The organism is Micromonospora sp. WMMA2032 (assembly GCF_002688545.1).
Taxonomy (GTDB): Bacteria; Actinomycetota; Actinomycetes; order Mycobacteriales; family Micromonosporaceae; genus Micromonospora; species Micromonospora sediminicola.
On sequence record NZ_CP024052.1, the window covers coordinates 1,150,895 to 1,165,038 of the forward strand.

At 77.2% G+C, this 14,144-nt stretch carries 1 protein-coding gene; it reads right to left on the minus strand.

Annotated features, from left to right (window positions below):
* Position 1: 1 nt before the first annotated feature.
* The gene (locus CO540_RS05170; RefSeq protein WP_099161134.1) at positions 2-14,143 is read right to left on the minus strand and encodes a type I polyketide synthase; all 14,142 of its coding nucleotides are present in this window, start codon (positions 14,141-14,143) and stop codon (positions 2-4) included.
* Position 14,144 lies beyond the last annotated feature (1 nt).

Below are 14,144 nucleotides of genomic sequence, written 5' to 3' on the forward strand. Positions count from 1 at the left end.
GTCAGGACACCCCCAGCTCGCGGTCGATGAAGTCGAAGACCTCGTCCGGGGTGGCGTCCTGGAGCTTGCCGGCGACACCGTCGCCGTCGGCCGGGGCGTCCACCTCGTTGAGCGAGGCCAGCAGCGTGCGCAGTCGTTCGGTGATCCGCAGCCGGGCGCCCCGGTCGGGCGCGGCGCCGGCCAGCGCGGCCTCCAGCCGTTCCAGCTCGCCGAAGACCGGCGTCGCGGTGGCCACTCCCCCGTCGACGACGGCGGCGCGGACGTACTCGGCGAGCAGCGCGGCGGTCGGGTAGTCGAACACGACGGTGGCGGGCAGCCGTACGCCGGTGGCGGCGGTGAGCCGGTTGCGCAGTTCCACCGCGGTCAGCGAGTCGAAGCCGAGGTCCCGGAACGCCCGGTCCGGTTCGACGGCGGCGTCGGAGGCGTGTCCGAGCACCGCCGCGGCCTGCCCGCGGACCAGGTCCAGCAGCGTCCGGCGCCGCTCGGCGTCGGTCTGCCCGGCGAGCAGCGCGGCGAGCGAGTCGGCGGTCGGGCCGCCCTCCTCGGCGCGCTCGGCGGCGGCGCGGCGCGCCTCGGGGATCCCGGTGAGCAGCGGGCTGGGCCGGACCGCGGTGAAGCCGGGCACGTACCGGGCCCAGTCGACGCCGGCGACCAGGGTGACCGGCTCGCGGCCGGTGAGGCAGCCGGCGAGCGCGGTGAGGGCGAGGTCGGCGTCGAGCCGGGTGACGCCGCTGCGCCGGCGACGCTCGGCCACGGCGGGGTCGGCGTCGGCCATGCCGCCGGTGGCCCAGGGCCCCCAGGCGACGGAGGTGGCCGGCAGGCCCTGCCGGTGCCGCTGCTCGGCCAGCGCGTCCAGGTAGGCGTTGGCGGCGGCGTAGCTGCCCTGGCCGGCGGCGCCGAGCTGCCCGGGCAGCGCGGAGAAGAGCACGAACGCCCGCAGGTCCTTCTCGGCGGTCAGCTCGTGCAGGTGCAGCGCGCCGAGCGCCTTGGGCCGCAGCACGTCGGCGATCCGGTCGGCGGTGAGGCCGTCGAGCACCCCGTCGTCGAGGACGCCGGCGGCGTGCACCACAGTGGTCAGCGGCGCGTCGGCCGGCACGTCGTCGAGGAGCTTGGCCAGCGCGGCCCGGTCGGCCACGTCGCAGGCGGCGACGGTGACCCGGGCACCCCGGTCGGTGAGGTCGCGGACCAGGTCGGCCGCGCCCGGCGCGTCGGCGCCGCGCCGGCTGACCAGCAGCAGGTGGGCCGCGCCCCGGTCGGCGAACCAGCGCGCGACCTGCCCGCCCAGCGCGCCGGTGCCGCCGGTGACGAGCGTGGTGCCGGGGTGCCCGTCCGCCGGGTCGGCACCGCCGCCGGGGGCCCGGACGAGGCGGCGGACCAGCAGGGTGACGCCGTCGACGGCGAGTTGGTCCTCACCGTCCGGGCCGGACAGCGCGGCGCAGAGCAGGTCCCAGCCGTGGTCGTCGAGGGTGGCCGGCACATCGACCAGGCCGCCCCACCGCTGCGGGTGTTCCAGGGCGGCGACCCGGCCGAGGCCCCAGAGCAGCGCCTGCTCGGGCCGGTCGACGCCGCCGTCACGGGTGGTGCCGGCGGCGCCCCGGGTGACGCACCACAGCGGCGCGGGCACGTCCAGGTCGCCGAGCGCCTGGAGCAGGGCCACCGACCGGGCCAGGAACGGCGGCACCGGGGCGTCGACCGGCGTGTCGGCGAGGGCGAGCAGGGACAGCACCCCGTCGACCGGGCCGGCGCCGGCGGCGGTGAGCCGGGCGGCGACGGCGGCGCGGTCCGTGGCGTCCTCGGGCAGCAGGACCAGCCGGGCGTCCGCGCCGCGCCGGGTCAGTTCGGCCACGGCCGTCTCCGCCTCGGCGACGCCGTCCGGGTCCGCCACGACCCACCAGGCGCCGGTGAGGAACGCGACCGGAACCCCGGCGTACGGCTGCCAGACGGCCCGGTAGCGCAGGTCGTCGAGGGTGGACCGGTCGCGTTGGCGGCGTCGCCAGTCGGCGAGCAGCGGCAGCGCGGCCCCGAGGCGGTCGAGGGACTCGGTGGCGTCCTGCGCGGTGAGGTCGGCCAGGGCGGCGAGGTCCTCGTTGTCGACAGCGGCCCAGAACGCGGCGTCGGCCCCGGTCGGGACGTCGGCGGCGTCGACGGTGCGGGTGCGGGGCCAGTAGCGGGCCCGGTCGAAGGCGTAGGTGGGCAGGTCGACGGTGGTCGTCTCGGGCAGGACGCGGGTGAGGTCGACGGGCAGGCCGACGGTGTGCGCGGTGGCGAGGTTGGTCAGCAGCCGGGTCGGGTCGTCGTCGCCTCGACGCAGCGTGGACAGCACGTGGCCGGTGGTGGCGGTGTCGTCGAGGATCGCGGTGACCGGCATGGCCAGCACCGGATGCGGGGAGATCTCCACGAACGTGCTGTGCCCCGCGTCGATCGCGGTCCGCACGGCGGTGTCGAAGCGGACGGTCTGCCGCAGGTTGTCGTACCAGTAGTCCGCCATCATGGTCGACGGGTCCACCCAGTCGCCGGTCAACGTGGACACCAGTCGGGTGTGGCCTTGCTGCGGCGTCACGTCGGCCAGGTCGGTACGCAACCGCTGGGCGACCTCTTCGACCGCAGAGGAGTGGGAGGCGTAGTCGACCGGGATCAACCTCGCCCGGACACCGTCGGCCTGACACGCGTCCACGAAGTCGGCGACCGCCTGCGGCGGACCGGACACCACCACCGTCGACGGACCGTTCACCGCCGCGACCCCCACACCGGAGAACCGACCCGGGCCGTCGGTGTCACCCGGTGCCACCGCGTCGGGTCCGACAGCACCGCCTGTCGCGCGGTCGGCCTCCAGCCGCGCCGTCACCTCGTCGGCGGGCAGGTCCACCGACGCCATCGTCCCGGTCCCCCGCAGCGTGACGAGCGCCCGCGACCGCAACGCCACCGTCTTCGCCGCGTCATCGAGGGACAGGATCCCCGCGACACACGCCGCGCCGATCTCCCCCTGCGAGTGACCGATCACCGCCTGCGGGGTGACCCCGACGTGCCGCCACACCGCCGCGAGGGCGACGCCCACGGCCCACAGCACCGGCTGCACCACCTCGACCCGGTCCAACCACGACTCGTCGTCGCCGGTCAACACCGACACGAGGTCCACGTCCAGATAGGGGGCCAACGCCACCTGACACTCGGACAGCGCCGCGTCGAACACCGGCGTCCGACCCACCAGACCGGCCGCCATCCGCGCCGACTGCGCGCCCTGCCCCGGGAACACGAACACCGGGCCGGCGCCGCGCCCCGCCACCGTGCCCGTCACCACCGCCGGCGACGGCGTGCCGGCGGCCAGCCCGTCCAGCCCGGACAGCAGGTCCTCGACCGAGGACCCGACCACCGCGCCCCGGTGGTCGAACGCCGACCGGGTGGTCGCCAGGGACCAGGCGACCGCCGCCGGGTCGGCCGGGTGGGCGCGCAGGTGCCGGGCGAGCCGCCCGGCCTGCCGGGCCACCCCGTCGCGGGTCCGCGCCGACAGCGGCCAGGCGAGCGCGCCGTCGAGCAGCCCGGGCCGTGCGTCGTCCGCGCCGGCGGGCAGCCCCGGCCGGGCGGTGTCCGCGCCGGTGGGCGTCGCGTCGGGGAGTTCGAGGATGACGTGCGCGTTGGTGCCGGAGATGCCGAACGACGAGACGGCGGCCCGGCGCGGTCCGGCGGCGGGCCAGGCCCGGTTCTCGGTGACCAGCTCGACCGCGCCGGCCGACCAGTCGATGTGCGGCGACGGCGCGTCCACGTGCAGGGTGGGCGGGACCACGCCGGCCCGCATGGCGAGGACCATCTTGATCACGCCGGCGACGCCGGCGGCGGCCTGGGTGTGGCCGATGTTCGACTTCACCGAACCGAGCAGCAGGGGTTCGACGTCGGCGCGGCCCTGCCCGTACGTGGCGATGAGCGCCTGCGCCTCGATCGGGTCGCCGAGGGTGGTGCCGGTGCCGTGCGCCTCCACCACGTCCACGTCGGCCGGGGACAGTCGCGCGGCGGCGAGGGCCGCCCGGATCACGCGTTGCTGCGACGGCCCGTTCGGTGCGGTGAGCCCGTTGGACGCGCCGTCCTGGTTGACCGCGCTGCCGCGCAGCACGGCGAGGATCGGGTGGCCGTTGCGGCGGGCGTCGGAGAGGCGCTCGACCAGCAGCATCCCGGCTCCCTCTCCCCAGCCGGTGCCGTCGGCGGCGGCCGCGAACGCCTTGCACCGGCCGTCGGGGGCGAGGCCGCGTTGGCGGGAGAACTCGACGAACAGCCCGGGGGTGGCCATCACGGTCACGCCGCCGGCGAGGGCCAGGTCGCACTCGCCGCGTTGCAGCGCCGCCGCCGCGAGGTGCAGCGCGACCAGGGACGACGAACACGCCGTGTCCACCGAGACCGCCGGTCCTTCCAACCCCAACACGTACGCCACCCGCCCCGAGACCACGCTCGCCGCGTTCCCGGTGCTCGCGAACCCTTCGACCTCGTCCGCGGACACCATCAACAGGGCCCCATAGTCCTGGCCGTTGGTGCCGACGAACACCCCTGTTCGTGAACCCCGCAAGCCACCCGGATCAACCCCTGCCCGCTCGATCGCCTCCCACGAGGTCTCCAGCAACAGGCGCTGCTGCGGGTCCATGGCGACGGCCTCGCGGGGTGAGATGCCGAAGAAACCGGCGTCGAAGTCGGCCACGTCGTAGAGGAACGCGCCGGTGCGGACGTAGGAGGTGCCGGCGGAGTAGGGGTCGGGGTCGTAGAGCCCGTCGAGGTCCCAGCCGCGGTCGCCGGGCAGGTCCGAGACCGCGTCGCGGCCGGCGTGCAGCAGCTGCCAGAACCGCTCCGGGTCGGTGACGCCGCCGGGGAACCGGCAGGACATGGCGACGATCGCGACCGGCTCGTCGTCGGCGAGCGGGGTCGGTCCGGCGGCCGGGCCGGCCTCGGCGACGCCGCCGAGTTCGGTGTGCAGGTGCCGGGCCAGCACGGTGGCGGTCGGGTAGTCGAAGACCAGCGTGACGGGCAGCCGCAGGCCGGTGGCGGTGGCGAGCCGGTTGCGCAGCTCGACCGCGGTGACCGAGTCGAAGCCGAGGTCGCGGAACGCGTGGTGCGGGTCGACGGCCTCGCCGCCGGCGTACTTGAGGACGGTGGCCGCCTGGTCGCGGACCAGGTCGAGCAGCGCCTCCCGGCGCTCGTCGGACGCCATCCGGGCGAACGCGCCGGCCGGCGCGGCCTCGGCCGTCTCGTCCGGCTCCCGGTCGGCGGCGAGCTGCCGCGCCTCGGGGATCTCGGCGATCAGCGGGGCCGGGCGGGTGGCGGTGAGCGCGACCCGGAACCGGTCCCAGGCGATGTTGGACACGGTCAGGTACGTCTCGTCGTGCGCGAGCGCCTGGTGCAGCGCGGCGATCGCGAGGCGGGGGTGCATCTCGGGCGCGCCGTGGCGGTGCAGCATCCGGCCGAACTCCCCGTCGGCCATCCCGCCGCCGCCCCAGGCGCCCCAGGCGATCGAGGTGGCCGGCAGGCCGAGGCCGCGCCGGTGCTCGGCGAGCGCGTTGAGGTAGGCGTTGCCGGGGGCGTAGTTGCCGACGCCGGAGCTGCCGACGGTGCCGGCCATCGCGGAGAACAGCACGAACGCGTCGAGGTCGTGGTCGCGGGTCAGCTCGTGCAGGTTGACCGCGGCGGTGACCTTGGCGCCGAGCGCGTGGTCGATCCGGTCGAGGGTGAGCGCGCCGATGACCGCGTCGTCGAGCACGGCGGCGGTGTGCACGACGGTGGTGAGCGGGTGCTCGGCGGGCAGTCCGGCGAGCACGGCGGCGAGCCCGTCCCGGTCGGCGGCGTCGCAGGCGGCCACGGTGACCCGGGCGCCCAGCGCGGTCAGCTCGGCCTCCAGCTCGTCGACGCCGTCGCCGTCGCGGCCGCGCCGGCTGAGCAGTACCAGGTGGTCGGCGCCGTGGGCGGCGAGCCAGCGGGCCACGTGCCCGCCCAGCGCGCCGGTGCCTCCGGTGACCAGCGCGGTGCCGGTGGGCCGGAACTCGCGCGGGGCGGGGGTGTCGCCGAGCGGTGCACGCAGCAGCCGCCGGCCGTACGCGCCGGTGGGGCGCAACGCGACCTGGTCCTCCCCGTCGGCGCCGGCGAGGACCCGGGCCAGCCGGGTGGCGGTGCGGTCGTCGACGGTGTCGGGCAGGTCGACCAGGCCGCCCCAGCGGTCGGGGTGTTCCAGCGCGGCGATCCGGCCGAACCCCCAGGCGAGCTGCTGGGTGGGGTGCGGCAGCGGGTCGGTGGGTCCGGTGGAGACCGCACCCCGGGTGAGCGTCCACAGCGGCGCGCGGATCCCGGCGTCGCCGAGGGCCTGGGTGAGGGTGACGGTGCCGGCGTAGCCGGCCGGCACGTGCCGGTGGGCGGGCAGCGGCGTCTCGTCCAGCGCGAGCAGGGAGACCACGGCGGCGGGTGGGGCGTCGGCGTGCCGGTCGCGCAGCCGGGCGGTGAGCGCGTCCCGGTCGGTGCGCTCGTCGGTCAGGGCGAGCGGGACGATGGTGGCGCCGTGTCGGCGCAACGCGTCCGCGACGACGTCCGCCGCGTCGACGCCGACGTCGCCGGGGCCGGTGACCAGCCACCAGTCACCGTCGAGTGTCGGCCGGTCGACGGCGTCGGGGGTGACCGGCAGCCAGCCGTCGCGGTAGCGCCAGGAGTCGACGGTGGCCTGGTCGCGGTGGCGGCGTCGCCACGCGGCCAGCGCCGGCAGCAGCGCGGCGAGCGCGTCGGCGGGCACGTCGGCGGTGTCGGCCAGCTCGGCGCCGACCGCGGCCGGGTCCTCGGCCTCGACGGCGGCCCAGAACCGGGCGTCGACCTCGTCCGGCTCGGCCGGGGCGGCGGCCACCGGGACGGCGGCCGGGCGCGGCCAGTAGAGCTGCCGCTGGAACGGGTAGGTGGGCAGGTCGAGGCGGTGGGCGGCGCGGCCGGCGAAGGCGGGTCGCCAGTCGACCGCGACCCCACCGGCGTACGCCTCGGCGAGCGCCCGGTGGAACCGGGCGAGGTCGCCCTCGTCGCGGCGCAGCGTGCCGGTGACGGTGACCGCGGTCGGGTCGGCGGCGGCCGCCTCGACGCTCTCCTGCATCGCCATGGTGAGCACCGGGTGGGCGCTGACCTCGACGAAGGTCTGGTGGCCGGTGGCGGCCAGGTCGCGGATCGCCGCGTCGAAGCCGACGGTCTGCCGCAGGTTGCGGTACCAGTAGTCGGCGTCGAGGCCGGCGGTGTCCGTCCAGTCACCGGTCACGGTGGACCGGAACCTGATGTCGCCGGTGCGCGGGCGCAGGCCGGCGAGCAGGTCACGCAGTCGCTCGCGCAGCGGTTCGACGTGCGCGGAGTGGGAGGCGTAGTCCACCGGCACGCGGCGTACGCGCACGTCCCGGCCCTGGTAGTGGGCGATCAGCTCGTCCAGGGCGGCGGCGTCGCCGGAGACCACCACCGAGGTCGGCCCGTTGACGGCGGCGAGCGCGACCCGCCCGTCCCACCGGCCGATCGTCTCGGTGGCCTCGTCGGCGGTGGTGGCCACGGACACCATGCCGCCGTCGCCGGCGATCTCGGCGATGACCCGGCTGCGCAGCGCCACCACGGCGGCGGCGTCGTCGAGGCTGAGCCCGCCGGCCACGTACGCGGCGGCGATCTCGCCCTGCGAGTGACCGACCACCGCCGACGGGTGCACGCCGTAGGACCGCCACAACGCGGCCAGGGACACCCCGACCGCGAACAGCGTCGGCTGCACCACGTCCACCCGCTCCAGCGACGGCGCGTCCGGCGCACCCCGGATCACGTCGACCGGGGACCAGTCGAGGTGGGGGCGCAGCGCCTGCGCGCAGGCGGTGAACGTCTCGGCGAACACCGGGGCGGTGGCGAGCAGGTCGGCGGCCATGCCGACCCACTGCGAACCCTGGCCGGGGAAGACGAAGACCACGTCGCCGCCCGTACCCGGGGCGCGGGTGACGGTGTGCGGCGCGGGACGGCCGGCGGCGAGCGCGTCCAGCGCGGCGGCCAGGTCGTCGCGGCCGGCGGCGAGCACGACCGCGCGGTGTTCGTGGGCGGTCCGGGTGGTCGCGAGCGACCAGGCCAGGTCGGGCAGCGCGGCGTCGGGCACGGCGTCCAGGTGGGCGCGCAGGTCGCGGGCCCGGGCGGCGAGCGCGGCGGCGCCGCGTCCGGACAGCGTCCAGGGCAGTTCCCCGGCGGGTACGGCGTCACGCGGCGTGGGCTCCTCCGGCGGCGCCTGTTCCAGGACGGTGTGCACGTTGGTGCCGCTGATGCCGAACGAGGAGACGGCGGCGCGCCGGGGCCGGTCGCCGGCCGGCCAGGGCCGGGCCTCGGTGAGCAGCGCGACCGTGCCGGCGGACCAGTCGACGTGCGGGGTGGGCTCGTCCACGTGCAGGGTGGGCGGCAGCACGCCGGCCCGCATGGCGAGGACCATCTTGATCACACCGGCGACGCCGGCGGCGGCCTGGGTGTGGCCGAGGTTCGACTTGACCGAGCCGAGCCACAGTGGCCGGTCGGCGTCGCGGTCCCGGCCGTACGTGGCGAGCAGCGCCTGCGCCTCGATCGGGTCGCCGAGCGTGGTGCCGGTGCCGTGCGCCTCGACCGCGTCGACCTGGTCGGGGGCGAGTCCGGCGTTGGCCAGGGCCTGCCGGATGACCCGTTGCTGGGCCGGCCCGTTGGGCGCGGTCAGCCCGTTGGACGCGCCGTCGGAGTTGACCGCGCTGCCGCGCACCACGGCGAGGACGGGGTTGCCGTCGCGGCGGGCGTCGGAGAGCCGTTGCAGCACCAGCAGGCCGACGCCCTCGCCCCAGCCGGTGCCGTCGGCGGCGCCGGCGAACGGCTTGCACCGGCCGTCGGCGGCGAGGCCGCGCTGCCGGGAGAAGCCGACGAAGATGCCGGGGGTGGCCATCACGGTGGCGCCGCCCGCGAGGGCCAGGTCGCACTCCCCCGCCTGCAACGCCTGGGCGGCGAGGTGCAGCGCGACGAGCGACGCCGAGCAGGCCGTGTCGACGGTGACGGCCGGGCCGTGCAACCCGAAGGTGTACGCGAGCCGCCCGGAGATGACGCTGGCGGAGACACCGGTGGCGAGGTAGTTCTCGTCGCCGTCGCCGGCGGCCAGCAGCAGCGAGCCGTAGTCCTGCCCGTTGGTGCCGACGTAGACGCCGGTGCGGCTGCCACGCAGCCCGGCCGGGTCGAGGCGGGCGCGTTCGAACGCCTCCCAGGCGGTCTCCAGCAGCAGCCGCTGCTGCGGGTCCATGGCCACCGCCTCGCGCGGGCTGATGCCGAAGAACGCCGGGTCGAACTCCCCGGCGCCGGTCAGGAAGCCGCCCTCGCGCACGTAGCTGGTGCCGAGGTGCTCCGGGTCCGGGTGGTACAGCTCGGCGACGTTCCAGCCGCGCTCCTGCGGCATCGGCGACAGCGCGTCGGTGCCGCCGGCCACCAGCTCCCACAGCTGTTCGGGGGTGGCGACGCCGCCGGGGAAGCGGCAGCTCATCGCCACGATGGCCACCGGCTCGCGGTGCCGGTCGACGTCGGCGGCGACGACCGCGCCGCCGGTCGGGTCGGCGGTGAGGCCGTGCAGGTGGGCGGCGAGTTCGGCGACCGTGGGGTGGTCGAAGACGAGCGTGGCGGGCAGGGTCGCGCCGGTCTCGGCGGCGAGCCGGTTGCGCAGCTCGACCGCGGTGAGCGAGTCGAAGCCGAGGTCGCGGAACGTGCGGTCGGGCAGCGGCCGGCCGGCCGGGTGGCCGAGCACCAGCGCGACCTGGACGCGGACCAGCTCGGTGAGCTGCGGCAGGGACCGGCCGACCACCACGGCTTGGGTCACCACGGCGGGTCCGGCCGGCACGCCGGGCAGCCCGGTGAGCAGCGGCGCGGGCCGGCCCCGGGTGGCGGCGAGGCGTCCCCAGTCGACGTCGGCGACGGTGAGCGCCGGTCCGGCGCCGACGATCCGGCCGAGCGCGGCGGCGGCCTGCTCGGCCGGGAGCGGGTGCACGCCGCCCCGGACCAGCCGCGCGGTGAGGTCGGCGCTGGCGGCGGCCATGCCCTCGGCGGCCCAGGCGCCCCAGGCGACCGCGGTGGCGGGCAGCCCGAGGTCGTGGCGCCAGGTGGCGAACGCGTCCACGAACGCGTTGGCCGCCGCGTAGTTGCCCTGCCCGGCGCTGCCGATCACGCCGGCGAGCGAGGAGAAGAGCACGAACGCGTCGAGGTCCCGGCCGGCGGTGGCGTCGTGCAGCGCCCGGGCGGCGCGGACCTTGGCGTCCAGCACCGCCTGCGTGCGGGGCAGGTCGAGGCCGTCGAGGATGCCGTCGTCGACGGTGCCGGCGGCGTGCACCACGGCGGTCAGCGCGGGCAGGTCGGCGACCAGGGCGGCGAGCGCGGCGGTGTCGGTGACGTCGCAGCGGACCGCCCGCGCGCCGGGCAGCTCGGCGGCCAGGTCGGCGACGCCGGGCGCGTCCGGGCCGCGCCGGGAGGCGAGCACGACGTCGGTCGCGCCGGCGTCGAGCAGCCAGCGACAGACCTGCCGCCCGAGCGCGCCGGTGCCGCCGGTGACCAGCACCGTGCCGGTGGGCCGCCAGCCGGGTCCGGCGGGCGGGGCGGCGGGGACGAGCCGGCGGCCGAAGGTGCCGTGCGCCCGGACGGCGACCTCGTCGTGGCCGCCGTCGGCGAGCACCGCGAGCAGCGCGTCGGCACTGGCCCGGTCCGGGGTGTCGCCGGCCGGCAGGTCGACCAGTCCGCCCCAGCGGTCGGGCTGTTCCAGCGCGACGACCCGGCCGAGTCCCCAGGCGGCGGCCGCGTACGGGTCGGTGAGCGGTTCCCCGCCGCCGACCGTGACCGCGCCCCGGGTCAGGCACCACAGCCGGCCCGACCGGCCGGTGTCGGCGAGCGCCTGGGTCAGGGTGAGCAGCAGCGCCGTCCCGGCCGGTACGGCGGGCGCGTCGGGTCGGGGCGCGTCCGGGGCGGGCAGGACGCAGAGCACCCCGCGCCAGCCCGGCTCGGGGTGGCCGCGCAGCAGGTCGGCCAGGGCGGCACGGTCGGCGTCGGCGGGCACGGTGAGCAGGTCGACGTCGGCGCCGGCCCGGGCCAGCGGGGCGGCCCACGGCGCGGGGTCGTCGAGCGCGACGACCAGCCACCGGCCGGTCAGGGCCGGCGCCGGGGTGGGGTGGACCGGCTCCCAGACCACCCGGTACGACCAGCCGTCCAGCGCGGCGTCGCGGTGCCGGGCCCGCCGCCAGGAGGAGAGCACCGGTACGGCCGGGGCGAGCGCGGCCACCGCCTCCGGGTCGTCCTGCACGGCCAGGTGGGACGCCACGGCGGGCAGGTCGCCGCGCTCCACGGCGGTCCAGAAGTCGCCGTCGGCGCCCTCGGCGGGCGGCGCGGGCGGGACGCTGCCGTCGCCGGCCCAGTAGCGGTGGCGGTGGAAGGCGTACGTGGGCAGGTCGGTCCGGCGGGCGCCGGCCCCGGTGAACCAGGTGGGCCAGGCGACGGGGTGGCCGTGGACGTGCAGGTCGGCCAGGGCGGCCAGCAGCGCCTCGGGTTCGGCGCGGTCGCCGCGTTGGACGGCGACGGCGCGGACCGGCTCGTCGGGCAGGATGTCGGCGGTCAGCGGGGTGAGCACCGCGCGCGGCCCGATCTCCAGGAACGTGTCGACGCCGGTGGCGCGCAGCGCGCGGACCCCGTCGGCGTGGCGGACCGCCTCGCGGACGTGCCGCACCCAGTGGTCGGGGGTGCGGATCTCGTCCGGGTCGGCCAGGTCGCCGGTCACGTTCGACACGACCGGCAGCGTCGGGGCGGCGAACGTCAGCCGGTCCAGGACGGCGCGGAACCGGTCGAGCACCGGCGCCATGAGCGGGCTGTGGAAGGCGTGGCTGACGGTGAGCCGCCGGGTGCGCACGCCAAGGTCCCGCCAGCGCCGTTGTGCCCGGTCGATCTCGTCGGCGGCGCCGGAGAGGACGACGGCGGCCGGGCCGTTGACGGCGGCGACGTCGATCGGCGCGTCCGGGTCGGTCAGGGTGGCGCGGACGTCGTCCTCGGCGGCGGCGACCGCGAGCATCGCGCCGCCGGCCGGCAGCGCCTGCATGAGCCGACCCCGCGCGGCGACCAGCGCGGCGGCGTGTTCCAGCGACAGCACCCCGGCGACGTGGGCGGCGGTGACCTCGCCGATGGAGTGGCCGCCGACCAGGTCGGGGGTGACGCCGAACGACTCGACCAGCCGGAACAGCGCCACCTCGACCGCGAACAACCCGGCCTGGGTGAAGACGGTCTCGTCCAGCAGCGCGGCGTCGTCGGTGCCGTCGGCGGCGAACAGCACCTCCCTGAGTGGGCGGGGCAGAGCCCGGTCCAGGTGCCCGCACACCTCGTCCAGCGCGGCGGCGAACACCGGGAAGGTGGCGTACAGCTCCCGACCCATGCCGGCGCGCTGCGCGCCCTGACCGGAGAAGAGCACGGCGAGCTGGCCGCGCGGCGTACCGGTGCCGGTGACGACCGTGCCGGCCGGTTCGCCGGCGGCGAGCGCGCGCAGCCCGGCCACCAGGTCGTCGCGGCCGGCGGCGGCGACCACGGCCCGGTGGTCGAGCACCGACCGGGACACCACCGAGGAGTACGCGACGTCGAGCGGCCGGGCGTCGGGGTCGGCGTCGAGCCAGGCGGCCCAGCGCCCGGCCTGGGCGGCGAGGGCCTCCGGGGAACGGGCGGAGAGCAGCACCGGGACGACCGGCCGGTCGACCGGCGCCGGCTCGTCGTCGGCGGGTTCCGGCTCCGGGGCCTGCTCCAGGATGGTGTGCGCGTTGGTGCCGGACACCCCGAACGAGGACACCGCCGCGCGGCGCGGCCGGTCGACGGCCGGCCACGGTGTGGCCTCGGTGGCGAGCGCGACCGCCCCGGCGTCCCAGTCGATGTGCGGCGACGGCCGGTCCACGTGCAGCGTGGGCGGGACGACGCCGTGCCGCAGTGCCAGCACCATCTTGATCACGCCGGCGACGCCGGCGGCGGCCTGGGTGTGCCCGAGGTTCGACTTGACCGAGCCGAGCAGCACCGGCGGCGCGTCGCCCCGGTCCTGCCCGTACGTGGCCAGCAGCGCCTGCGCCTCGATCGGGTCGCCGAGCGTGGTGCCGGTGCCGTGCGCCTCGACCACGTCGACCTGGTCGGGGGTGAGCCGGGCGTTGGCGAGCGCCTGCCGGATCACCCGCACCTGGGAGGGGCCGTGCGGCGCGCTCAGCCCGTTGGACGCCCCGTCCTGGTTGACCGCGCTGCCCCGGATCACCGCGAGCACCGGATAGCCGTGGCGCTGCGCGTCGGAGAGGCGGGCCAGCAGCAGCATGCCGACGCCCTCGGACCAGCCGGTGCCGTCGGCGGCGGCGGCGAACGGCTTGCACCGGCCGTCGGCGGCCAGCCCGCGCTGGCGGCTGAACCCGACGAACACGGCCGGGGTGGGCATCACGGTGACGCCGCCGGCCAGGGCCAGCTCGCAGTCGCCGTTGCGCAGCGCCTGCACGGCCAGGTGGATCGCCACCGAGGAGGAGGAGCAGGCGGTGTCGATGGTGACCGCCGGCCCTTCCAGTCCCAGCGTGTAGGCGATCCGGCCGGAGACGATGCTCGTCGAGTTGCCGGTGAGCGAGTGCCCCTCGCCGTCCTGCCCGGCCTGGGCGAGGATCGCGTCGTAGCCGTGCGCGGCGGCGCCGACGAACACGCCGGTGCGGCTGCCCCGCACGGCCGGCAGCGGCAGCCCGGCCCGTTCGAACGCCTCCCAGGTGGCCTCCAGCAGCAGCCGCTGCTGCGGGTCCATGGCGACGGCCTCGCGCGGGCTGATGCCGAACAGGTCGGCGTCGAAGTCGCCGGCGTCGTAGACGAAGCCGCCCTCGCGCACGTAGCTGGTGCCCGGGTGGTCGGGGTCGGGGTGGAAGAGCCGGTCGAGGTCCCAGCCCCGGTCGGCGGGGAACGGGCCGATCCCGTCGCCGCCGTCGCGGACGAGGTCCCACAGCTGCTCCGGCGACCCGACGCCGCCGGGGTAGCGGCAGGTCATCGCCACGATGGCCACCGGCTCGGTGTCGCGCGCCTCCAGCGCCCGCAGCCGCCGCCGGGTGCGGCGCAGCTCCGAGGTCGTACGCTTCAGGTACTCGACGTACTTCTCGTCCTCGCTGTTCACC